The organism is Kordia sp. (genome assembly GCF_965224175.1).
In the GTDB taxonomy this organism is placed as follows: Bacteria; Bacteroidota; Bacteroidia; order Flavobacteriales; family Flavobacteriaceae; genus Kordia.
In genome coordinates, this window is sequence record NZ_OZ245041.1 from 2,520,678 (window position 1) to 2,547,002 (window position 26,325).

Below are 26,325 nucleotides of genomic sequence, written 5' to 3' on the forward strand. Positions count from 1 at the left end.
ATATTATATGATGATTTTTTTATTAACTTTTTCGGTCGTTTTCTGTTGTGTAGCCAGCACATTATCAATGTGTAAAGCCAAGTATTTTATTGTAGATTGATAGTAGAATTCTTCGTAGTTGAAGTTTACTTTGTATTCCGTTTTTAATTGATTGAGCATTTTGTTCATGCTTAAACTGTGTCCGCCCAATTCAAAGAAATTATCGTTTACTCCAATGGTTTTGCTTTCTATTTTTAGGATATCTGCCCATATTTCTACCAAGCGATATTCAATTTTATTTTCAGGTGCTTTGTACGGCGTACGTTTGATGTCTGCCAACGTTGGTTGCGGTAACGCTTTGCGATCAATTTTTCCTGTTCTAGTGAGTGGAAATTCTTCTACGAACATATAAATTGATGGAATCATGTATTTTGGAAGTTGATTTTTGAGTTGTTGTTTCACTTCATCAGCTTCTATATTTTCTGCTTTCGCAACATATGCCGTTAAGAATTTTACATTTTCTATTTCTTTTACTAAGACAATTGCTTGTTTGATATTGGCTAATTGTTCTAGTTGATATTCTATTTCAGGAAGTTCGATACGAACTCCATTTAGTTTTACTTGCGAATCTTTTCTGTGTAAGAACTCAATTTCTCCATTTGGTAATCTGCGACCTATATCGCCTGATTTGTAATAACGATTACCGTTTTCATCTGTTAGGAAAACATTTTCAGTAAGTTCTTTTCTGTTTAAATATCCTAACGAGATAAAGTCACTTTTAAATACGATTTCGCCTTCGCGATGCATTCCTAATTCCGTATTATTTTCGTCCCAAACAAATACTTCTGTATCTGTAACTGTTGGTCCAAGCGTTAGATTTGTACGAAACCATTCTGTTTCGTGTGATAAGAATTTCTGAGAAACAATCGTTGCTTCTGTCGGTCCGTAATCATTCACAAAAAATGCGCCTTTTGGGAAATGCTTTTTAAACAATTCTAAATCGGATTGGTAGCTAGCTTCTCCTCCAGAATCTAGCAAACGAACTGTATTTAAGACACTTGTTTCGTCTAGTTCTTTGATAAAATATCTATATAATGTTGGCACCATGTGAATAATGCTAACTTTTTGTGTGGCAAGCCAGTTTTCTAAATTGGCAACGCCTTCTGTTGCAATGTTGTAGAAACTTACGGTTGCACCATTTAAGATCGCTCCATAAATGTCTTTGATAGACGCATCAAATGTATAGGTTGAGAATACACTTAAGTTGTCGTTGTTTGAGATATGAACATTGTTTGTGTATACGCGAATGTAATGCAACATGTTTCGCTGCGTTTGCACAACACCCTTTGGTTTTCCTGTTGATCCAGAAGTATATAGCACATACGCTTCTGTGGTAGGATGAATTGTTTTCTGTAAATTTTGCACATCAGCAATTTCATCTGCCAAACAAATTACTTTTGTTGAAGGAAATAGTTCTTTCACTTCTTTCCCTTTGCTCAATGTACGTTTGTTACAAATTAAAATGTTTGCGCTTGCATCTTCTAGAATAAATGTGATTCTGCTGTTTGGATTGTTCACATCAATTGGCACATAGGAATATCCCGATTTTAAGGTTCCTAACATTCCAACAACACAGGTTTCATCATGATCTAATAGCAGCGCAATACGTTGTGTGTTTGCATCAGCTTCTGCTAGAATTTGATTTGCTAATTGATTTGCGTGTGCATTTAATTCTGTATACGTTAATGCATTGTTTTTAGCATGAACCGCAATTGCATTTGGATATTTTTCTACTTGTTTTTCAAATCGTGCAGCTACATTTTGCTCTATTTCTGCTGCTGTAAAGATTTCAAAATCGTTTGTTGGTAGTAGGTCGTTTTCAATGTTTATTGGCGTATTGAAAATATCAATTGCTTCAATTTTTAGAGCTGAATTTGTGGCTACTTGATCAATTAATGCTACTAATTCATTTGTCCAATACGTGATTGTTTCCGCTGAAAAGCGTTCTTTATCAAAAACACTTTTAATCATAAATCCATTTTCAAAGCTTTTTACATACCATTCTAAATCGAATTTTGGTGTTACTTTTAGTATTCCTGATTGCGTTGTAAAGTCTGCTATTTTTTCTGTTGCATTTGCTTCAAAATCGAGCATGTTTAAGAATACTGGACTTATTGGAAAACGTCTGTCTTCAGCAGCAATGTTTAAATCATCTAATAATTGCTCAAAAGGATAATTTTGGTTTTCTAAAGCTGCCAATAACGTTGTATTGATATTTTTTACTACAGTTGTAAAATCTCTCGTTGTATCTAGCGTATCTCGAATCATGAGTGTATTTAAGAAACAACCTACGATATCTTTGAGCTGTTCGTGTGTACGATTTGCCGCAGGAATTCCTACTGTAATCTCGTTTTCGGCAGTTAATCGTTGCAACCATATTTTGATGACTGCCATGTAAAACGTAAATGAACTTACTGCGTTTTCTGTAGTGAATTTTGTTATTTTTTCTTTGAGTTCATTTGATATGAATACCGTGTGATATCCTGAAATCGTTTGATTTGTTTTTACAGATGTATTGTAATCTGTTGGTAATTGCAAGTATGGAATTTCACCTGAAAGTTGTTCTTTCCAGAAGTTTCCTTGTTTTGCAAATGCTTCCGACTGCAATACTTGATTTTGCCAAGCTGCATAATCTTTGTATTGAATAGATAATTCAGGAAGTGTAGCTTTTGTATTGGCTAGTTTTGCCTCGTATATCGCTAATAAGTCTCTAATGATGATTTGATTTGACCAACCATCGCAAATACTATGATGTATGTTGAAGTGTAATTTCTTTTGATCATTTTCAGTAACGACTCCTATTTTGAATAGTGGATAGGTTTCCAAGTCAAATTCATGATGAACTACTTCCGAAATAATTTCAGCTGTTGCATTGTACTCTTTGATCGTTGTTACCTGAAATGCTTCTATGCGTTGCTTTGGCGCTTCAAGAGTATCTACATATACTGTACGAAGTATTTCATGTCTGTTTAATAATTGGTTAAACGCAGCTTCTAATACTTCATGATTTGTCTGTTGCTCTAATTCATATACATTTGAGATATTGAATTCTCTTGATTTTCCTTGAATTTTATGAATCAACCAAAAACGTAATTGTGTTGGTGATAAGTCATATACTTTTTGTGTAGCGACTGTTGGTATTTCTTCGTAAGCTTCTTGACTACTATTTTCAATTAAATCAGCATGTGAAGCTAATGTTGTTTTTACATAAACATCTTGCAGCGTCAATCTTACATTGAATGTTTTGTGATAGGCATTGATCAATTTGGTTAAGATTAAACTATGTCCGCCTAGTTCAAAGAAATCATCTAAAATGCTAATTTTTTCTTTGTCGAAGAATGTTTTCCAAATAGCAACAATGTTTTCTTCAATGTCAGTACTTGATGCTATATATTCTTTTTGAATGCTTGCTTCTTCTGAGATTTCAGGCAATTTACTTGTAGCTACTTTTCCATTCGCCGTCAGCGGAATTGCATCAATAGCCATATAATATTGAGGAACCATATACGAAGGCATTTCTGCTAGTAAACATTCCTTTAAATCGATTTTGTCTATTTCGTTTTTAGCTACATAGTATGCCGCTAATACTTTTTCATTTTGCACTGTTTTTACAAGTACAATTGCTTGTTGAATTGCTGAATATGCTAAGAGCGTTTTTTCTATTTCTCCTAGTTCGATTCTGTGACCACGAATTTTGATTTGCGTATCTTTTCTCCCTGCAAATTGAAGCGTTCCGTTAGGCAACCAACGTACTAAATCGCCTGTTTTGTATAGTTTTTCTTCCTGATTAAAAGGATTTTCAATGAATACATTTTCTGTAAGCTCAAGATTGTTTAAATATCCACTTGATAAGCCGATTCCTGCAATACAAAGTTCTCCTACGACTCCAATTGGTTGCAATGTTAAGTCTTCAGATAACACATATACTTTTGTATTGTCGATTGGCTTTCCAATAGAAATATTGCCTGTTTCCTGGTTAGCATATTCGTGATATGTGGTGACAACCGTATTTTCCGTTGGTCCGTAATTGTTATAAATACGTAATGATGTTGGTTTTGAGAATGATAATGCTTCTCCTCCAGTTACTAAGATGGTTTCTAAATCTTTTACATCATTTTCAACTAATTCTTGACAGATTCTTGACGGAACGTATGCATGCGTAATTTCATTTGTTTTAAAGAAATTTTCCAACTGAAAGATATCCAAACGAATTTCTTCATTAGTAATTGGATATAAGCTAGCTCCTTTGGTAATGTATGGAAATATTTCCCAAACAGAAGCATCAAATGCAACACCTGAAAATAAAGTCGCTTTACTCGTATTTGTGACTGCAAATGCTTTTTGATGCCATTGACACAAGTTGATTAAACTTCGTTGCGAAATTGGAACTCCTTTTGGTTTTCCTGTAGATCCTGAAGTGTAAATAATGTATGCAGTGTCATTTCCTGCTAGAGAAACAGCTTCAAATGTTTCTGAAGTTGTTGACTGTTCTGTATATTTTTGAATGAGAGTAGCATCAATCACCACTTTTGCGTTCGAATCCTGAATCATGTATTGAATTCTATTTTCAGGATAGTTTGTATCAATAGGCACATATGCTGCACCTGTTTTCATCACGGCAATTAGAGAAGTGATATATGCTTTTCCTCGTTGCAATTGAACCGCAATGATATCGCCTTTGCTGATTTTTTCTACTTTCGTCAGATACGCCGCTAGTGCATCCGATTTTTCATCAAGTTCTTTGTATGTTAAGCTTGTTCCTTGATACGAAATTGCTATTTGATTCGGTTGCGCTGTAACTTGTTTTGAGAATTCAGCAAGAATGTTCGCATCTGTTGCAAACGCTACTGCTTCTCCTTGAAATTCTTGTAACAATTGTTGTTTTTCTTCTTCAGAAACAATATCAATTGCACTAATTTTTTGTGAAGCATCATTTAATGCTTGTGCAAATACCATTTCTAGATGTTCACAGGTTGTTGTGATAAAATCTGCCGTATAAATGTCTGTGTTATATTTTATTTCCAAGAATAATTCTGAATCAACCTCAGCAAATGTAAATGTGATATCAAATTGAGCGGATGTGCGTTCTATTTCATAAGCATCTACTGATAGATTTCCTAAAGATTGCTCTTGAAACACTCCTAATTGTTGCTGATTTTGCAAAGCAACCATCACATCAAATAATGGCGAACGCGCTGTATCTCTTCCTAAGTTGAGTTGCTCTACTAATTGATCGAAAGGATATTCTTGATGTGTATACGCATCTAATAATTGCTGTTTTTCTTTTTTGAGTAAACTTTCAAAAGTATCATTGCTATCTATTTGTGTACGAATTGCTAATGTGTTGAGATATAATCCGATCTGATTTTCTAAATCTGGATGTTCACGTCCTGCAATTGGCGTACCGATGATGATATCGTTTGTATTGGTGTAGGTTTTTAGCAATGCTTTGATGGCTGTCATGATCGTCATAAACAACGTAACCTGACGTTCTTTTGAGAAATTTTTCAACTTCGTCAATGTTTCTCTTGAATATGTATGACGAATTTGGCTACCTGCATATGTTTTGATTGCTGGACGTTTTTGCATTCCTGGAATTTCCAACACAGGCAAATCTCCCGAAAATTGCTGATTCCAGTATTGTTTTGAAGCTTCTAATCGTGAAGATGCTTGTTCGTTTTGCAACCAGATTGCATAATCTTTGAATTGAATGCGTAATGCTTCTTGTGATGCGTCTTTGTTGGTTACTTCATTAATGTAATTTTGAATGATTTCATTTGTGAAGATTTCCAGCGACCAACCATCACCGATAATGTGATGTATGGCCACCGCAAACACAACTTCTTCAGTATTTTTTTGTAGTAATGATGCTTTGAACAACGGCGCTTTCGACAGTGTAAATCCTTCCGCCAGAAAATCGTCAATGTATGCATCTATAAAGGTTTCTGGGTTTGTTTTTTCTGAATAATCTTCTAATGCAATATCAAAAACCATTTTATCGGCAGCAACAATGTATTGTTGTGGAACTCCGTTTTCATTTTGTTGAAAATAGGTTCGTAAGCTTTCATGCCGTTTTACAACATTTTTGAATGCTTTTTTAAAGATTTCTACATCCAAATTCCCTTTAAAATGATACGCTCCAGTAATTTGATATGCATTGGTACCACCTTCCAATTGGCTTAATAACCATAAACGATGTTGTGAAGGTGTTAATGGATATGATGCAGCTTCTGGTGCTTTTGGAATGGACTTGAATTGTTTATCGTTTAGTTCTTCACTGAGTTGTTCAATCGTAGGATTTACTGAGAAAGCTTTAAAACTTACGCCTTTCCCCATTTGTTTGTAAATCGTGTTGATTACTTGTGAAATCATCAAACTATGACCTCCTAATTCGAAGAAGTTATCTTTAATTCCGATGTTTTCTACTCCGATAATGTCTTCCCAAATTTCTTTTAATTCTTCTTCTACTTCATTGCGTGGTGCTACATATTCAGCTTTGATGATGTTGTCTGTAGAAATTTCGGGAAGTGCTGCACGATTTATTTTTCCGTTTGGAGTTAACGGAATGTCTTTTATTTTCACAAAATACGTTGGCACCATGTACGAAGGTAATTTTGTAGCTAAGTGTGATCGTAAACCAGATTTGTCTACACCTTTATCTCCTACATAATATCCTACTAATACTTGTTGCTCATTTACCATTTTTACAGCTACAACGACACGTTGAATTGCTGTTGTAAAGTCAAGCATTTCATTTTCTATCTCTCCAAGTTCAATTCGATATCCTCTGAGTTTTACTTGGTGATCTTTTCTTCCGAGATATCCAATATTTCCATCTGGCATCCAATAGGTTAAATCTCCTGTATCATACATACGTTCTCCTTCTATAAAAGGATTTGCTATGTATTTTTCTGCTGTTAACTCTTCTCTATTTAGATATCCTTTTGTAACTCCTAAACCAGATAAGTATAGTTTTCCAGGCACACCAATTGGTACTAATGCCAAGTTTTTATCTAAGATAAATGCTTGTGTATTGCTTAGTGGTTTTCCTATTGGAATTGAGTTGTATCTAATACCTTCTTCTAATTGATAGTATGTACTGTATGTAGTATCCTCAGATGGACCGTACAGATTTCTTATTTCTCCATTTGTATCTGATAATAATTTCATGGCAATATCAACAGGAAAAGGTTCTCCTGCTAAATTTACAGCAACCACATTTTTGAGATCGAATCCTTTTTCTAGTAAATTTCTCATACTAGAAGGAACCGTATTTATGAGAATGTTTTGATCTTTTTCAATATGTGTTCCAATCTCTAATGAGTTTTGTAATACTCTGATTTTCTTCCCTGTAGACAGCGTATAAAATATTTCATATACAGACAAATCGAAACAGTGCGATGTTACTGCATACGTAATATCAAACGGAGTATTTGCATATTCGCGATGTGCCCAGTAAATCATAGCTACCGCGTTTTGATGCGTAATCATTACTCCTTTCGGCTTTCCTGTTGTACCTGAAGTATAGATTACATACGCCAAGTCTTGGGAAGATTTTTTGATTCCTAAGTTTGTTGTAGGATATACATCTGATTTTGTAAAGAAGTCTATTGATTCTTCTATGACTAATTTACATTGGCTATCATTTTCTATGTATTTGATTCGTTCTTCTGGATAACTCTTATCAATTGGAACATATGCGGCGCCTGTTTTTAATACTGCTAATAGTGAAATTACTAATAATTCTGTTCTTTCTAGTTTTACACCTACAAAGTCATTAACCTTAATATTTTTATCGTTTACTAAATAGTGCGCTAATGCATTAGCTTTTTCATTTAATTCTTGATAGGTATATTTCTTTTCATTAAAAACAAGTGCTGTATTTTCTGGTGTTTTTTCTACTTGTGCTTCAAATAAATCAATGATAGAAGCTTCTAAAGGAAATGAAAGATTGGTTTCATTGAATTTTCCTAATACTAGGTTTTCTTCTTCTTTTGTGAGTGTTGGAATGTCAGCGATTCGCGTTAATAAAATCGTTTCTAAATTTTCTAACGCAACTTGTATGTTTTTCACAAAATGTTCAGCTACATACGACTTTTTAAAACTTTCCGCATATGTCAATGTTACTTCAATTCCTGAAGCGTTCTTTTTTATTTCTAAAAAGAATGGAATTTCATTCTGCGGAAACGGCGTGTTATAAGACAATCCAAAAGGCGAGCAGTTTTTAAATTTTTCCTGAAGTATTGAATCTTTATCAAAGCTTGCATATTTATATACTTCTTGAATTTCCTTTTTGACTTCGTTTAAGTATTCTTTGAATGTTTTGTTTTCGATTAAAACTTGATTCAGCAATAAAGGCGTATTGGCATCACTAATTTTTGTTGAAAACACAAAATGCGAAGGTTCAAAATATCGCTGTAACATTGCCGAATACATAGACAGCAATATGGTATACTCAACGATAGGATTACCATTTGTGATTCTTAAAAAATAAGTAATACGCTCATTAGGAATCGTTATAGTTTCAGTGGTTGTTAATTGAAACTTTTCTTTTCCAGACGTAGATTGCTTTTTCAGTTTATTTATCCAATAATCTGAAATTATTTTGCGCTCTATTGTAGCCATAAAGACTTAGTAAGTTATATTGTTACGGATTTGTTTTCGAAATAGTAGGAAGGAATGACTGCGGTAATATTTTGTTGTAGTGACTCTATTCTCACTATAATTTTATTAATATTATCGGCTTTGAGAATTTCACATTCGAGACCGCTTAAGGATCCGAATTCTATTTTTTTGATTTCTCCGACTTTAGGAATGTTGGCATCTGTTACCAGATTATTAATATCTTCTGATCCTACCAGAAGTTTTATTTTATTGATTTCATCTTCAGAAACTTTTGCGAAGTCTCTACCAAATTTTATATATGCGCACGCACCACTCACAGAGAGTGCTTTGTTATAATCTGATGGAGAATTGAGATTAACAAAAACATACGAAGGAAATAGCGGCTGATAGACGATCTTGATTCTATCGCTCCACTTTTTCTTAGTTTTCATTAAAGGAAGAAAAACATCTAAAGAGAGATCCAAAAGTGCTTCATACACCTTTTTTTCATGTCTGGATCTTACATACAAAACATGCCAACCATTATACAAATGATTCATTTCGAGGCTATTTTAACATTAACAGTTTAAAATAACAACACAGCTTCGCTTCCCTCAGTCACATGAGGTGCTTGTTTTCGAAATTTTTGGGGGGAAGGGAATTTACTTACTTACTTCGCAGAGCTATTGTTATCTTGAAGAAAGTTCATACTATTATGAAAATAGCAAACAATACCTTGCTCTACACAGTTACAAGTATAGGAATTTTTTTTTGACTTCTATATTTATATAATATTATTTTTTTAACATATTGGTAAGTGGTTTTAAATCAACATATTAACTTAACAATATTGTTTATTCTGAATAGAAAAAAATTAAACAAGTAAGATTTAAAACTTACAAATTATAAGTTATTTACTACAATAAATAACGGTAAAAAGAAGTGATTTTAGAAAAAAATCTTATTTGTCAGTAATATTTTAATTATCTTTCTTTTGTTCGCTACAATAGTTTTTATTTATCCAATCACAAAAAAATATTCAAGAAAGACAAAATTTAAGGTCTATTTTCTTTACATTTTTGATATTCAACACATTAACTATTAAAAATCAAAAAGTTACAACTGTGTATCATTTTTTTCAATTTTTAAGTCGTAAATCACATAATTGCTTTAGAAATTTCTGTAAACAAAAAAGCAATCATATGAAATTATGATTGCTTTTTGTTTCTATGACTATAACATCAAAGAATCTATTTAATTGCAATGTGTTTTAAATGTTTCAAAATTTCAATTTTTACATTTGATTTTTCTTGTAGCGTATCATTATCTTTTATGGTATTAGAAGAACTAGATGTAATCAATATTGCTTAAATCACAGCAAAAAATAATTTGATTTTCGACATGATTATTCTTTTTCTAAGTTCGCGATTCTGTGCTGCAAGTCTTCTAGTTTTTTATTGAGTTCATTCAACTGCTTATTCTTTTCTTCTAATTTTGAAATCTTTACGTCCTGTTTTTTAATTTCTTCTTGTTGCGCGATAGTGTACAAGGTTAATTCTTCTATTTTTCGCAACAATTTAGCGTCCATTTCTCCTAGAAAGATTCCGTTTTCTTTTACTTCATCAGCACTTGGCACATCTTTTAAGTGTCCATTTTCTTCAATGTATTGACTTACTTCATTAAGTGTTGGTAGTGTGTATGTATTTTCAAATACGTAATCTGGCCATTCCCATTCGTCTTCGAGTTGTACTTTAACTTTTTCAGCAATGATATTTCCACCAACAGCTAAATCATAGTCTGTAGGTATGTCTGATGAAGCTAAACCAATTCCTATTTTATTGTTGGTATAAATATTCCCTTCAATTAAAGCACTTCCATTTTTGATTACAAACTTATGATCTGGCTCGTACAAACCGTGAGAACCAATTACAATTCTAGAATCTGGCTTCATCATGTGCATAAATACTTTGTTTGGTCCTAAAGCACCAACATCAAATTTAAAAGCTTCCGAACCATTGTGGTCATATATCGATAATTGTGTGTTTTCCTCTACGACTTTCAATTGATATCGTGCTTTGGCATTTTTGTCTCGTATGATATTTGCAAAATAAGCATCTGTTGCACCTGCAGATTTGTTTAGGTAATATTGGGTATTGTATACATTTGGAGCTACTTCTTCTCCTATCCATAAAGGAGTATTGGCAGTAACGCCATCATGACTAAAGATACCATGCGTTCCTTTTACAGTTCCTCTTACTTCTAATTTATGCGTGGAAGGTTCTACACCAATCCCGACATTCCCTGTAGATTCATCTTCTGTGATTTGTGCGTTACAAAATGTATAAGATGCTATTAATACTGCTGTTAGAATTATTTTTTTCATACGTTTAAATTTTAGTAATTATTTGATTTTAATACAATTATAAAATTGAGAACGTATGCAACCGCTACGTTCTCACATTAAAAATTTTAAACATTCTCTTTTGTAAAAAAATGCTTAAAATTTATTAATGTTCGTTTCATGTGTGTATGTTTTATTGTTTTTTGTCTTAGTTGATATTTATATATGGAAGATTTGTAAAAGTTCCATTGGAAAGTGTTTTTTCATCCATGGTGTCAAATTCTTTTAGTATTCCTGAAAATGTCCCAGAAATAGTCATGTTTGTACTATCTATTTCGGTAATTGTGATGCTTCCGCCTGTTTCTAAACTCACGATGTATGATTCTTCTAATGTGTCGTATAGAATATAGGTTCCATCTTCATCTACATTATAGGTTGTGTTGGCTGTAATTACTTGTGTAGATTCTATATTGACACTCATAGAAACTGTTCCATCAGCGTTTAAAGCAGCGATTTCTAGCGTACGTCCTTCATCACTTATGCCAGCTAATACAGTAGCTCCTTCAAATACGGCAGTTTCTATGTCTGCACGAAATGCTACTGTATTGTTTTCTTCGTTATCGTCACTGCTGCAGCTGTATATTGTGAATAATAAGCTGAGTAGTAGTATGGTGTTTGTTATTGTTTTTTTCATTTTATTTTCTTGTTGATGTCTTTTTTTTGAATATTTAGATTCGTGAGTATTTGCTTTTTTACTTACTCATGTTTGCCACTAGTTGCAAACTAGCGGTAGCGAGGGATATCTAAAGATGCTGTTAACCTTTAATTTTAGGTTGTATGTTTATGTAATGGTATTTTTTAAAAACTTTTTCAAATCTCTGATGTATTTTAAAACGATCTGATTGTCTGAAAAATATCGAGCTATTAGAATGATATGGTTCCCCTTCTCTTAAATTTGAAAAATACGTTTCCATCTGCTCATTAGGAAAATATGTACCTCCAGCTGTATTTTGATCACGTAAAGTATACGTTGCTATTGTATGACTCTTGTCATTAGCTATAAGCTTAATTGAAAACTTAAAGTGAACATCCATGCCATCTAATTTTGCATCTCCTTCCATTGAATCAAGTCCTCCCCAGCCAGAAGAGAGACCATTCGTTCTATTGGAAAAATAATTCCGTGGTCTGAATTGCCAATTACCTATTGATCGTTCATAGTCAATCGCAAGTAAAACCTGATCGAATCTATTTTGATCTTTTCTTCCATTTTTAGATGTTAGATCCAACTTTAATATTGGGCTTCTATTTTTTAAATTATAAGGATTTAACGAATAAACATCATCTCCTGAAACAATAGTTTTTCCTGCTATCACCTTTTCAGAGCCTATTAACTGTAATGCTAGTTCTCTTTCCACACCATATTGCTCTGCAAAAGAATCAACAGTGTCTCCTTCGGCTGCTATATAAGAAATTGATCCATCATCATTTACTTTAGGATCCCAAAAAAATCCTCCATCAGGATCAACACCATTAATAGGATTATTCCCCATCCCTAAGTATGGAGAGTTATATTGTCCATAAGGATCAACCGTTAGCCATCTACCAATTCTGGCATCCCATAAACGGAGTTCAAAGGCTTCCATCCCAGTTTCTGTATCTTTTTCTTGTCCTTGAAACGCATAACGATATCCATCATTTATGGTTCTGTCTGGCATGGGCATTCCAAAAGGATAGTAATCTGTTTTTGCAGAAAGCGCTACGGCTCCAGTTTCATTTTTAATAATCACAGCACGTACATTTCCTAAATGATCTGTTAGCTGATAACTGTTGGTATTACTTTCTCTGTAATGCACTCCAACTCTGCCTGAACCATAAATGGTATGTTCTTTTAAGGAAGTGTCTTCATAGATTGCCATTGGTGTTCCTGCTACATCACGTACGTAGTACGTAGTCACCATACCACTGGCAGGAAAGCTTTCTTTTTTGACTCTGTGGTTTTTGTCGTTGTAGTAAAATTTTACAATCGGACTGCCATCAGAGGCTTTGTTTACTTCTGTTACTAAACCTGTAGCGTTGTATACATAGGCAATGTCTTCTTCTTTATTTTCTATTAGTTGTCCAATTTCATTGTATACATAGTTATTAGCATCCGCTTGTGTTTTGATATCGTTTACACCTGTAGCTTCTGTAACTGCATCCTGTACTCTTTTGAGTTGGTTTGGTTTTAAAGGATCGTATTCATAACTCAGGGCATCCATGGCGTTGCTTCCTGAAACCGTGTTTTTGTTTCGGGTTAGAGTTTGAATGTTTCCATTGGCATCATAGGTAATGTTTGACACTCTGTAATCAGTAGCTCCACTTTCGGTAGCTTCTCCTATTTCGGCGATGAATTCTTTACCTGTAATTGCTTCCACTTCTGCGCCTAGATCAAATGTAACTGAACTACTTGCTCTTACAACTTGATCAGGATCAGCGACTGTACTTATGGTAATGTCTGCAATTACCGTACTTGTACTTCCTTCACCTGAAAAATTAGCTTCTGTCAACCAGTTTTCCCTGTTGTAATCGTAAGTGTATTGTACCTTTCCTGTACTTGTAGATGAATCTGTATTCCAAGTGATTCCTTTGATGTTTCCGTTGTGTTGATCTGTTCCTCCAGTAAGCGGTGAAAATGCTGTAGATCGTTTGTAATCATCTGAGAAATAATCAATCGTCATCCCAAACATATCATTGTCATTTCCTCCTGGATCAGATGCTGGCGTTAAGTTTGGATGATTGATCGCTTTTAGTTGTCCAGAAACCGTATAGACATAATCGGTTTGTTGTAAGCCTTCTGCCAAAATCATATTTTTTAGCGCTCCAGTTTCATAGTAATTGTAACGTGCATGTTCTGTATACGTACTATCATCTGTAGATGTTTCTACTTTTACCAAACTATTGTCTACAGGATCGTACGTATATCGATGAATGAATAATTCACTAGGCGTATGCTTTTGATAGATAACTTTTGCGACAGCACTTGTAACCTCATCGTATTCGTAATCAATTGTTTTGATTCCAAGTCCTATGATATTTTGCACAATCCACGCTACTCTACCATATCCGTCATAGCTATAATAGGTTGTTGTTTGATCATTTTCAGTTTTCGCTACATTTCCAGCCAAGAATTTAGGCAACTGATAATCGGCATGAAGTCCTGATAATTCACTTAGTGTTACATAATCATATTGTGTATTATGTTGTTCTTTTTTTGTACCAGAAGGCAAATCAGCATTTGGGTTTAGTGCTGTAAAATCAACACCTTCCATAACTCCACTTTCTGTAGGTCGTCCTAAGTTGTCATAATTTGTATATGAAAATTCATTCGCTAGTACTTGTTTACTGTTTTGCGAATACCGTATTTGACCATCGCTTCTGTATTTAAACGTAGCAGTACCTTCATCTGGACTTGTACTTGTAGTTAGTTGTCCAAGACTGTTATAACTGTAGGTCGTAGCTAATGTGTGTATTGGATTTTCTTGAATGCTTGCTAAACAACTCTCATTAAAACCAAGAGGTTGTGTTGATTTTGTGAGTAAGCTAGCATCATTATAGTAGTTTAAAGTATAATCATAATAGTTTACAGGATATTGAATTCCTTTCGCAGTTGTTGTTGTAGTCACACTTCCTGCGGTTGTAATATATACAGATTCTTCTGTTTGTGGACTTAATTCTAAGCGATAAAAATTTCCTCCTGTCATGGAAGTCACTACTTGTTCTGTTCTTAAATTATAAATTGTATAGTCTCCAATTGAACTGTTGACAAAAGAAATTTCCGAACTCGTTATATTTTTAGGAATGTGTACATCTACATATCCTTGTGCTCCAATTAAAGAAATAACTTCATATGAGATCGTTCCGCCAGAGCGTGCCGCAGCCAATGTTTTTCCGTCTGCATCTGTGAATAGAACATTTTCTTCTCCTTTTTCGTCAATAACTATTGTTTTATAAGCTTTGAGTATTACCTCTTTTCCTAGAGTTTCTTCATTCCCATCAAAAGCATTTTTACCAAATACATAGTATAATTCTTGCGCTGCAGGAACTGTATAGCTAAACCCTTGCGGTAGATTGTTATCTAATTGTCTTCCACCTTCAACTTTTAAAGCACTTCCTGGATTTAACTCACTGTAGGTAGTTTTTGTAAATGGATATGCTGTAATATCTTGAAGTGGTTCACTGGTATTAGCGTCACTGTAATACCAACCCAAAGATTCAGAAGTATTTCCAACTGGCTCTGGCGTTGTGTTTTCCCAATCTGCATTAGAGTAATTTGAACCATCTGCTTTTTTCATAAAGTTTACAGCATAGGTATATTTAATGCTAGAAAAGTTTTTTGGTGCATTTGACGTTTGCAATGCAGCTCTTCCTCTCGCATCATAGTGTACTTCTGAAATCCAGTTTTTTCCTGTTGTCATATCCAAACCTTGTGACTGTACAGTTCTTCCTAGTTCATCTGCATATGCTATTCCTGTAGCTCTTAGTGCTCCCGTTTTGTCATAGGTACAATTTGATATCCAGTTTTTATCTTCATCTGTTCTTCCAGTAAGGCATGGATAGTATGTTGGTGAAAATGTAAATCCATTAGACTCATATTTGAAGCCTGTATTTTGATATGTTGTTCCTGATATTTCAAGGTTAAAATCAGAAGGAAGTGTTATTGTTTCAGAGGCAAAGACACTATCATTATGTAGAAAATTAATTGCAGTTCCGCTACTTTTTTCAATTTTCAAGTTTGCATTAGCAATATCAGTAATTGTCAGTCCTGTAACTTTATCTATAATTACACCGTTCTTGTAAGCTACAATTTGATAGGTAGTTTCAGGAGTTGATGTTCCAGTTATTGTATACGGATCTAGCGTCATGAATTCGCCTCTTATTGCGATTAGAAATTCATCTGCTCCTGCAGTTAGAGGTTTCAGTATGATTGTAAAGTAAGGTTTTGATACTGGCGCTCCTAAAACAGTAGGTGTTTCTGGCTGATACGTAGATATTGTGTGAATAGTTACAGAACCATTCGCCGTTTCTGCCAGTAGTCTACTTATAGATTTTATGTTGCTATTTGTTGTATAATCTTTATTGTTATACATGTAATTTTCTCCAGAAAAAATCGTATTCTCTAAAATTGTGAAGCTATTATTTTCTCCCCATCGAATTTCTTCTTGAGCATTCCCATAACACATTCCTAGAAGTGTTAGTAGGCATATCATCAATTTTTTCATTCTTTGTGTTTTAATTGTTTTTGTAGTGATAATTATGTTCCGACACTTTTTTGAAGCCACCTGGAATTGTTGCAGTATCGATATATTCTACCGATGTTTTTATGAGACGACCATTACTATCATATTCGTAGTGTGTTGCCATATTGTTTCCATCTAGCATATAGCTTAGTTCATCCCATTCATTGTAGACATAGCTTGTCATAGTTGTTGCTATAGGATGTAGCCTGAAATCGTCTACATAGATGGTTCCGCTTGCTGATGCAACCTTAAACACAGTACTTGTAAATGTTTCTGCTTCGAATCTGTCGAAGTAATGGTTGAGTTGCACCCAATCTCCAGCAATTATTTTTTCTCCATTGAATTCTTCTAGAACTCCGGAGCCTTTCTTGAAACGTGCATTTTCATGAGTATCTTTGTGTACCCAAACTGACATCTTATATTTCCCTGTTCTGTGTATCCCTGTTAAAGCAGCTCCAAACGTATTGTCACTAGGTGTTATTTTTAATGAATAATTTCCTGTATGTGCTTTTTCTGTAGTTCGTAAAGAAGCAGCACCAAATATTTGTGGATCTAATCGAGAAGTTTCATTGTCATAGTTTTCTGCTCCTGTATTGAATGCTTCAAAGTATTTTGCGTTCGCAGTAAATAACACTTTCGTTTCATTATCCGTAGTTTTGGTAATTGCATAATTATCATTGATATCTTTTACTTCTAATGGCATCGAGTAATGATCATATCTGGTAATCGTAGAAATGTTTTTCCATTTCGGATTGGTTTGATCAGTTCCTAATGGCCAACTGCCTATACTCCAATCAAAATTATCATCTTCTCCCATGAACCCATTATACGTTCCGTCGTCATTTAAGGTTCCTTCCCAAACATAGTTTTTATGTTTACGCCAAACATCTTCTTCAGAAGAAGGAGTTTCTAGCGCGCCATCATAGGTTACATATTTCCATTGATTGCTCCAAGTTGTGATTCCTACACCAGTTTCTTTCCATAGACCATCATCCGCTTTTATATACGTTTTTGACATGGCTTGTTGAGCAAGCATGTTTTTGTTTAGTGGATCGTCTACTTTTGACCCCATTTGTGGATATTTATAGTAAGCTGGGATTGTTTTTGACTTCACTTCTGTTCCATCACTTGTCACTGATAATACTTCTAAGGTCTGCCCAGTTATTTCGTCTATCTCACCAAACAATGAACGATATTGATACCCTGATTTATATTCTGTGGCATATTTTAATAAACTAGGATATTTTATTCTTGCAGATGAATTTACTAACCATTTGTCTTTTTTATCAGGTGTGTTTTGTGCATAATCTACTATTTTATAGGTCTGATATGCCTCTTTAGTAACGCCAACATTATTTGGCGTTGGATCTTCTGGACTGTAATAGGTATTTTCTATTTTACTTAGTAAATGTCCTCTACCATTAATCGTTGAAACTTCTAATAATTGGCCTAAAGTCGATAGGTTATCCCTGACTGTATATTTATTGATAGCAACATCCTTATCAGAAACTGAATTATAGTGTTCATCACTCAATACTTCTACTTCGTATAAATCACCAAATTTTATAGCATCTTCTTCTTTTTCCTTAAAAACCTTGAATTTATACTGAACTTTTCCTTCTGATTGACTCGATTCCATAACCACATATTCATACATTACTTTAGGAGCTGGAAGTTCAGCACTATAGGGTAATTCTTCTTCTAATTCTGGAGCAAATGGCAAGTAGCTTATATATCCTATACCATTTTCATTTTCTCCATATTTATATGATGTAGTATAACTATCTACATCATTAGTGGTTATTATACTAGCAACTCTTATTCCTCCATAATTTGGTATAATTTCATTGATTACATAGCTTGCTTCATAAGATTCTTTTGTTCTAGTACAATAATCTGCAGGATCTATATCAGGTTCACAAATAGGAATACTAATTTGAATATCATAAGAGTTATCTCCATTATCAGAAATCACAACTGCATTTTGATTTATTTCGCAACTACCTATTAAATCCTCTCCACATGGACCTCCACAGTTACCTGGATCTTCCATAAAACAATCTTTACTGTACGTAAAGTTCATGACATCTCCTATTTCTATTCCGAAATCATGGTCAGCTTTAACTCTAAAAGTGGTATTAGATAATTTTATGATATTGTACGTAGAAGCTGATTTTCTAAAAGTTATATTAGATTCAACAACAGATTTTATAGAATGGTCTTCATAATTCACTCGTATCTTTGCGCCTTGTGGTGTAACAATTTCATTTAATGACCATATGCTGTTATCTTCTTTATAATATCCAAAACCATCTTTATCCTCTATATCATATACATAAGTATTATCTTTAAGATAATTGAAATGATAAGGCGGTATTAATTGTGTTGCGCTTTTCCCTTTAAATTCAACAGAATTTAAAGTCAATCTTCCGTAAAAGCTTGAAGTTGTATTAGGTGTTCCTTGAGCTAAACTGTAATCGTAATTAAAATCAATTACTTTTACAGCATTAGTCAGCAATCCATTCCAGTTATCTGAAATGTCTATTACATTATTTTTTAAATTATACCATCCTTGTTCAGATGGTTTGGAAGAATCATTATAATATATATCTGTATAATTTTGAGATGAATTTCCGTATGACTTATCTAAATTATCATTTGATTCTTTGACTAAAATAACCTTGTCTAAACACAATGTTTTTTGAGAAGGAATTGAAAAACGTGATTGATAATTTGAACTATTCTGATCTAAATTATCAATATGTGCTACTGACTCATAATTCCAAGCTGTAGAGTTTGCATCATGACGTTCACTTTTTATAAAAATTGCAGAATGTGTTCTCGTTTTGACTCTATCTAGATAATATACTTGTTTACGACCTCGAATCCATGTTTTCACATCACTATTTGTTTCATTTTCATGATACTCTTTCCCATAAGGATTTTTCCAAACAAACGCATCACTCCATTTTCCATATTCAAATGTCGTCCAATATCCATAATCTTCTTTATCAGCTGTTCCATTATTATTTGCATCATAATAATCTGGTCCAGTAACAGCTGTTAGTAACCAGTGCGTTGCATAGGGTTCTAATTGTCGTTTTTCGAAATAAGATTGACTTTGATCAGGTCTTGCATTGATGCTCCCAAAAGTTCTAGTAATGGTCTCATGATTGTATACAGGTAATGAATAGTGGTATGTTTTTCCATCTACAGCAGTAACTTTAAAAGCTCCGATACCATCTTTTGGTAAATTTTCGGTATTAATATCAAAACCAGATTCAGGAAGTAAAAAGCCTTCTGATTTTAAACTTGCATAATTTTCCCTTAATTCTTCTATAGTATAATAATCTACATACGTTCCATTTTTCCTTCTTGGTTTAGCACTTAGCTCAACACTTCCGTCGTTTGCATAATAGTCTAATATATTGGTATGATTTATAGAAGCTGCGTCAAAATTTGCTTCTGAAACATCTGTAACACCTAGATATGTACTTATTTCATTATCAAAATAAAAATAAGGTTTGTTATTAAAAATTGCATGAGATGGTAGATTTGTATCAGATCCATCAAGTGAATATTTTAGCGAATATCCTTTATCATTTTCTTTATCGGTTAATCCAAATAAGTTCCCGTTTTCAAATAATCTTGAAGATATTCCTCCTGAAAGTCCTTGTGCTTGTACATCGTATTTGTCGTAACTTGGAAAAATCATATTATCAGCAATATCGTTTTGAGAAGTATTTGATAATGAATTCCCTTGTAATGACACCTCATAAATATCCATAAAAGCAGTATCATAAGACAACTCCTTTATTATAGCAACACAATCTGAATCTTCAGGTAAGTGACTACTCGTTTCACAATCACAAGAATTATAACCGTAAAAAGACTCTTTGTAGTTTAGAGCTTCTTCATAATTAGAAGTAATGAGAGTCAAATTTGGACAAGCTGTGGAAAAGTTAGCATAGTTTCTAAAAACTAATACTTCCCATTTTCCTTGATCATAGACACCAGTATTAAAATAATTTGGTCCAGTAATATAATTATACTCACTCTTTCCTAGATAGTATCTAAACTTTTGCTTTCCAAATGTTAAACTAAATATACCTGTTTTTGTTGGAAGCATTATAGGTATTTGCCAACCACTAGTCTTGGCGGTATAGTCTCCCATGCTGATTGTATTTTCAAACTGAAGATGTATGCCTATACCAGCACCTCCTTGGACTTCATTTGTTGATGAACTTCTATTTGTTGCACGACCTGTCACACTCACTCCATGTGAAGATAAGCTTATACCTAGTGCCGCTGTATTATTTTTTCCTGATCCTGTAGCTATGCTAACATCTATAACTCCAGAAGTAGACACCGTAAATCCCGTTCCATTACTATTAAGACCTGCCGAACCACTCAATCCTCCATTAGTACTGGCACTAGCTCCTACAGATAATACTCCCGAACTATATCCTACGTTTATACCAATTCCTTGAGTCCCTAATTTTAGGGATCCTCCTAACCCTTCAGTTGGTCCATACCCTATACTTACAAAACCTCCCAAGCTTCTATTACTTCCCCAAGAAAATCCTAGACCCGCGGAATAACTACCAGTTGCTGAGTATCCTAATGACAAACTGTAAATAGATTCTTCTCTCCCTTCGTCATAGAAATACTCTGACAATAACGCATTGTTATAATCATCTGGATAACCATTCACAGATCTATTGATGGCTCCAGGATTTAGATTCCATCCCAAACCAACCCAAGAGGCTTCTTGGTCCATGGCAATTCCTGCATGATAGGATAATGCCAGCGGATAACCACCTTCGGGTGAAGGCACATTCAGCAAGGGTAATACATAACTTAAATCTCCCGTTGCTAGATTTACCATATCAGTAGCATCTACAGGTTCAAAACTTGCTGCTTCGGGAGCATTGGGTCCATTATTAGATGCCATTAAGTGGTTTATTGGCACTATGCTCGGCAAAAAATTCAGCAATAAAAACATCGCTATAATTTTATGTGATTGTCTTGTTTTATACTTCATTCTATGTTGTTTTAAAATGATAATTTCGGTTCTTCTTTTATGATATCTGTAGGTATTTTAAATTTTACTTCTCCTACTTGTAATCCTATATCTTCCAGCGTAAAGTGCATGTAATCTTCTTTTAAACTTTCTTCTTTCCTTGGATATACAAACATGATGGTTGTTGCATTGCTCATGCCATACATTCTTGGATAAATGAAGTCTTGCATTTCCAACGTGTCTTTTCTTTGGGTGATTAAATGCGCTTTTTCACCCATACCAAAGGCTAGTTGATTTACCATCGCTCCAAATTCGTTTCTGTTGTTAGGAATACTACTGAGTAATTCTTTATTTCTTGCTGACATTGATAGATTAAAGTACAGTTGTCCTTTGTATTTTTCTCTCAAGGCAGCTAATTCCTCTGAATTTATCTCCTCATTAATTTCTTGTGCAACCAACATATCTGTAGGGCGGTATGCTAAAGAGAATGTCACGCCATTAATCGTTTTTTCTTGCACATACTCACTATCTTCTCCATGCAAGTATTGTAGAAGTTCTGCTTGCGTACTAAATGTTTCTTGCTTACAACTACAGAGAGAAATTCCTAGTAGTAGCCAGAAAATCATGAATTTCCCCATACCATTATTTTCCTCTGAATTCTGCATTGAGTCCTTCTAATACTTTCGTTGTCAAATCAGTTCCTTCATCAGCATACATGATGTTTCCGGCTCCACTAGCCCCCAAAATAATTTTATATCCTTTTTCTTTTCCGTACGCTTTTACATAATCGTTGATATCATTGATTACGGTTTGCGTAGCTTTTTGATCTTCTTCTTTTATTTGCTTTTGAATCGTCTGTTGATAGTTTGTAATTTGTTGTTGTTTTCCACTCAACAATTGTTGTTTCAGCTCCTTCTCTTTTTTTGTCATAGAAGCACGTTCCTTTTCATAGGATTTTAGTTCATTTTGCCAACCTGAAATGAGACTATCTATATTTGCATTTAAGGTTTTTGCTTTCTCTTGAAAATCAGTTCTTACAATTTTTGTTCGTTCGTATCCTTCTACTAATTTGTTCACATCTACATATACTTGTTCTTCTTTAGAGAGTCCTTTCCATATAGCAATAGAGGATAATACCAAAGCAATCACGGATAAAATCAAAGGAGTTTTTTTCATTTTTATATTTTTTAAGTTGTTTTATTATTCGTTGTTTATTTCACTAATTATTAACCTACCATAGCTTTTGCCGTATGGTTACTTTTATAAATACTGTTGAGGAATAATTTTCGTCTTCGAAAACTCACAAATGCAATGAATGAGTTAGTCAGTATAAGTTCTCGTGTATCAGTGTGGTAATATTTTATACATGCTTTATTGACAATATAAGACCTACTGATTCTAAAAAAGTTTGCTTCTTCTAGTAGTTCTTCATAATATTTCAGCTTGTGACAGCTTACAAACTTCTTTTCATTTCGCATGTGAAATATTGAATAATTACCATGTGCTTCTATATACAGTATATCTTTAAGCATTAGGTACACTATTTCTCTTTCTCCATATAAAAGGATATGGTCTTCTTCGTTGTTTCTGATTAAATTCTTTTTCATTTTCAATTACATTGATGTTTATATATTCTTCTAAAACTTCTCATAAGATTGTGTCATCATCTTGACATTTTTTAATTAGGGAATTGATCTTTTTATGGAAGCATTTTATGACTAACTTTTGAATCAAAACTATATTCAAAAAAGTGTCTCAGCAACAAAAAACAGCTACAATACAGCAATTATAGATGCAACTCAAGACACCTTAATTCCTATAAACCAAATACTTACATCGAAATCACAGAAGAATTACTAGCATCATTTTCTTGTACCGAGTTTTTCGGGAAATTCCGTTATTTACTCGATAATCGAGATTTAAATGCTCAGAAGTTTGCGTTGAAATATTGTTACTATTAACAAGAATGAAATCCTTTTAAATTGGTAAGAGAGTAATGATGTTACTTTTTCTAAAAGGAGTTGAAACCTTTGTGTATTTTTTCTTCGCGAAGAATATGTAAATAGTGTTGAAATCGTGATTAAAATGATATATGAAAAACGTTCATTCGCATATTTTAACATATCATTCTTTTCCAATTAAATTCTAAACTTGTATTTACCTTTCGCATTTAGATATTTAGTTCACTCATTTTAAACACACTACGATTCTACTAAAGCCATAAGCTTAAAATAAATATTAAATATGGGTAATGAATTTTAATTTTTCTCCCATAAGAATACATGTCAATTACAGAACATTTACAGTAATGACATTTCAAGTTTTTTAACGCTTATAAATAGTAGAAGTAATGATTGTGATTAGTAGTGAAGCAAACGATTTCTCCACATCACTTGTGATGGATTGGATAAACCATTTAGGAAAAAAGGTCTTAAGATTGAATTCTAAAGATATACTTCGTATCAATAGTTTTGAATTAAGTAATCATTCTCAAACTATTGTAAATTTTAATAAAGACGGCGAAACTTATACTAGTACAGCGATTGATTCTTTTTGGTATCGTAGAGGTTATTTCAAATTGGCTATTGAATTGAACAGCCTTCATAAACTGAGTCCACTATTAAAAGAGAAAGTAGATGTACAATTAACAGAAGAAATAGATTCTTTTCATAATAGTATTTACAGCCTATTGCAAACAAAAAATTCATTAGGAAAGTATGATATTGCCAATGTGGATAAACTTACGGTTCTTTTCATGGCAAAAGATATAGGTATAGATATTCCCAAAACAATCGTTACTACAAATCCTTATCAAATAGAAACACTTCTTGCAAAAGGAGAAAAATTTATCACAAAGTCAATTTGCCATAACCTAAATATTCATAACATTTTTAATGAAAAAACTTCGGAAACTTGGATGACGTACACAGAAAGTGTAGTTCCTGAAGATATTCCAAAAGAAAGCAGCCGAATATTTCCATCGCTCATACAAGAAGAATTAGACAAAGCCTTTGAATTGAGAATTTTCTATTTGGATGGCGATTTTTATTCAATGGCAATTTTCTCACAATTAGATCCGCAAACAAAAACAGATTTTCGAAATTATAATCTTAAAAATCCTAATAGAACAACTCCTTTTAAACTTCCAGAAGCAATTTCAACCAAGCTAAATTGTTTGATGCGAAAACTTGAATTAAATACTGGCTCTATAGATATGGTAGTTACCAAAGACAATAGGTACGTATTTCTAGAGGTGAATCCTGTTGGACAGTTTGGAATGGTTTCGGAGCCATGTAATTACAATTTAGAACAAAAAATCGCAACTTATTTAAGCAATCATGGAAAACATAAAAAGTAAAGAAATAGAAGACTTATTGAACCTAGAAAATGCTCCTTTAAACTACAGAAAAATTAAGGCGAAAACTTTTGACGCATCCTCTTTTAGTCCTGTGCGGATTTCTGAAAGTACATTTCATCAAACAGATCATTACGTATTACTAGAATTTTATAAGCCAATCTCAAAATTATTCCGTACATCAAAAACAGATTAACATGAAAAAATTTAAGCTTTTTTCTTCTTGTATTCCTGTAAAAGGAGCTTCTAGAAGTACAATTTACGATTTACAACGCGGGAAAATTAAATTTATTCCAAACTCTTTATATGATGTATTGGATCGTTTTGATGGAGAATCAAAAGAAGTTGCCATTTCAACTTTAGGTACAGAACATAAAGAAGTAATTAGTGAATATTATGATTTCTTAATAGAAAACGAATTTGGATTTTGGTGTGATGATCCTGATTTATTTCCAAAGATGGATTTGACATATTACACTCCATCCATGATTACAAACGGAATTATAGATAGTAATTCATCTTCAAATCATAACTTTAAGAATGTATTTCAACAACTAGAGAAGTTAGGTTGTAAACATATAGAACTGCGTTTTTTTGATGAAGTCAGTATTTCTTTTCTAGAGAACATATTAGAATATTCTTCAAAAAGCATCATCAACTCTATAACATTAATCATCAAATACACGGAAGAATTAACGCAGTCAGAACTTCAAGAATTGGCTAAAAATCATATGAGAGTTCAAAGTATATTACTGCATTCAGCTCCATCAAAAAAACAACTCGCTGTAATTGATAAAAATTCTACTGCAACTATTGTGACACATACAGATTGGATTGATTCAGCTTCGCATTGCGGCAATATATACATGAACGATTTTGTGATTAATCAAGATACTTTTTTAGAATCACAACATTTCAATTCCTGCCTTCATAAAAAAATAGCTGTAGACGTTCATGGAAATATTAAAAATTGTCCTTCAATGACTACGTCTTATGGAAACATTTCAGAAGATTCCTTATTGGACTGCTTAAAAAATGAAGAGTTTTCGAAAGTTTGGAATATTTCTAAAGATCAAATTGAAGTCTGCAAAGATTGTGAATTTAGACATATGTGTACTGATTGCAGAGCATTTTTAGGCTCAGATACTTCATTGGCCAAACCCAAAAAATGCTCGTATGATCCTTATAAAATGGAATGGTCGCAAATACCTTGATGATATAATATGGGGGAAGCCGAAAACCTGAACTAGAGTAGGCAAAATTAAATTATAAATATTATGGAAAGCATAAAAAAGAAACGAATTGATGCTTTTGAAGAGCAAAGAATTAATGATCTCAATGAGGTAAAAGGTGGAGCGAATAGCTTTACCACTGTATCATCTACAGATTTATTTATTACATGGATTTCAGATTTTAGTGAAGATAGAACTGGAAAAGCTAAAACAGCTCAATCACCTGCATCTAATTAATGAAATTACAGGAATATTATAGGTAATTTTAATACAATAGGTTCGAGAATTCGAGCCTATTGTTTTTCAATACATTAATCTTTTTTTGCTAAAAAAACCTCAAATCGTATTCAGAAACGTACCTGGTTTTCTGAATAATTATTCCTATTATCTAACTAAAGTATTAAGAATTAGAAAATCTTGTTTTAAGGAGAAACGACTTTAATACATCTCATCAA

General features: G+C 33.3%; 13 protein-coding genes. 4 read left to right on the plus strand and 9 right to left on the minus strand.

The window, feature by feature from the left end; translation table 11 throughout:
• Positions 1-3 precede the first annotated feature (3 nt).
• The 9 genes from ACOQOS_RS10810 to ACOQOS_RS10850 all read right to left on the minus strand — a co-directional run bounded on the left by ACOQOS_RS10810 (position 4) and on the right by ACOQOS_RS10850 (position 22,890).
• Positions 4-8,664 (minus strand): amino acid adenylation domain-containing protein, encoded by an 8,661-nt coding sequence (locus ACOQOS_RS10810; protein WP_420574981.1) that lies wholly within the window; start codon positions 8,662-8,664, stop codon positions 4-6.
• A gap of 14 nt (positions 8,665-8,678) precedes the next feature.
• Positions 8,679-9,203, minus strand: coding sequence for a UpxY family transcription antiterminator (locus tag ACOQOS_RS10815; RefSeq protein ID WP_420574982.1), 525 nt, complete (start codon positions 9,201-9,203; stop codon positions 8,679-8,681).
• 845 nt (positions 9,204-10,048) lie between these two features.
• Positions 10,049-11,026, minus strand: coding sequence for a hypothetical protein (locus ACOQOS_RS10820; protein ID WP_420574983.1), 978 nt, complete (start codon positions 11,024-11,026; stop codon positions 10,049-10,051).
• A gap of 166 nt (positions 11,027-11,192) precedes the next feature.
• On the minus strand, positions 11,193-11,678 hold the full coding sequence (locus ACOQOS_RS10825) for a DUF6252 family protein (RefSeq protein WP_420574984.1): 486 nt from the start codon (positions 11,676-11,678) through the stop codon (positions 11,193-11,195).
• Positions 11,679-11,799: 121 nt separating this feature from the next.
• On the minus strand, positions 11,800-16,242 hold the full coding sequence (locus tag ACOQOS_RS10830) for an RHS repeat domain-containing protein (protein WP_420574985.1): 4,443 nt from the start codon (positions 16,240-16,242) through the stop codon (positions 11,800-11,802).
• Positions 16,243-16,252: 10 nt separating this feature from the next.
• On the minus strand, positions 16,253-21,304 hold the full coding sequence (locus ACOQOS_RS10835) for a hypothetical protein (RefSeq protein WP_420574986.1): 5,052 nt from the start codon (positions 21,302-21,304) through the stop codon (positions 16,253-16,255).
• An 11-nt stretch (positions 21,305-21,315) separates the two neighbouring features.
• Entirely contained in the window at positions 21,316-21,948 is a 633-nt protein-coding gene (locus ACOQOS_RS10840) for a hypothetical protein (protein WP_420574987.1), read from the minus strand.
• Complete coding sequence (locus tag ACOQOS_RS10845; protein ID WP_420574988.1) at positions 21,926-22,459, minus strand: OmpH family outer membrane protein; 534 nt, start codon at positions 22,457-22,459, stop codon at positions 21,926-21,928. The genes ACOQOS_RS10840 and ACOQOS_RS10845 overlap by 23 nt, the downstream gene beginning before the upstream one ends.
• A 50-nt stretch (positions 22,460-22,509) precedes the next feature.
• The gene (locus tag ACOQOS_RS10850; RefSeq protein WP_420574989.1) at positions 22,510-22,890 is read right to left on the minus strand and encodes a LytR/AlgR family response regulator transcription factor; all 381 of its coding nucleotides are present in this window, start codon (positions 22,888-22,890) and stop codon (positions 22,510-22,512) included.
• 743 nt (positions 22,891-23,633) lie between these two features.
• Here ACOQOS_RS10850 and gwsG point away from each other — a divergent pair.
• The 4 genes from gwsG to ACOQOS_RS10870 all read left to right on the plus strand — a co-directional run bounded on the left by gwsG (position 23,634) and on the right by ACOQOS_RS10870 (position 26,107).
• The gene (gene gwsG, locus ACOQOS_RS10855) at positions 23,634-24,641 is read left to right on the plus strand and encodes a grasp-with-spasm system ATP-grasp peptide maturase (protein WP_420574990.1); all 1,008 of its coding nucleotides are present in this window, start codon (positions 23,634-23,636) and stop codon (positions 24,639-24,641) included.
• Positions 24,622-24,834, plus strand: coding sequence for a hypothetical protein (locus ACOQOS_RS10860; protein ID WP_420574991.1), 213 nt, complete (start codon positions 24,622-24,624; stop codon positions 24,832-24,834). Before gwsG ends, ACOQOS_RS10860 begins: the two co-directional genes overlap by 20 nt.
• 1 nt (position 24,835) lies before the next feature.
• Positions 24,836-25,852, plus strand: coding sequence for a grasp-with-spasm system SPASM domain peptide maturase (gwsS, locus tag ACOQOS_RS10865; RefSeq protein ID WP_420574992.1), 1,017 nt, complete (start codon positions 24,836-24,838; stop codon positions 25,850-25,852).
• Between the two features lie 63 nt (positions 25,853-25,915).
• Positions 25,916-26,107 (plus strand): hypothetical protein, encoded by a 192-nt coding sequence (locus ACOQOS_RS10870; protein WP_420574993.1) that lies wholly within the window; start codon positions 25,916-25,918, stop codon positions 26,105-26,107.
• Positions 26,108-26,325: the final 218 nt, after the last annotated feature.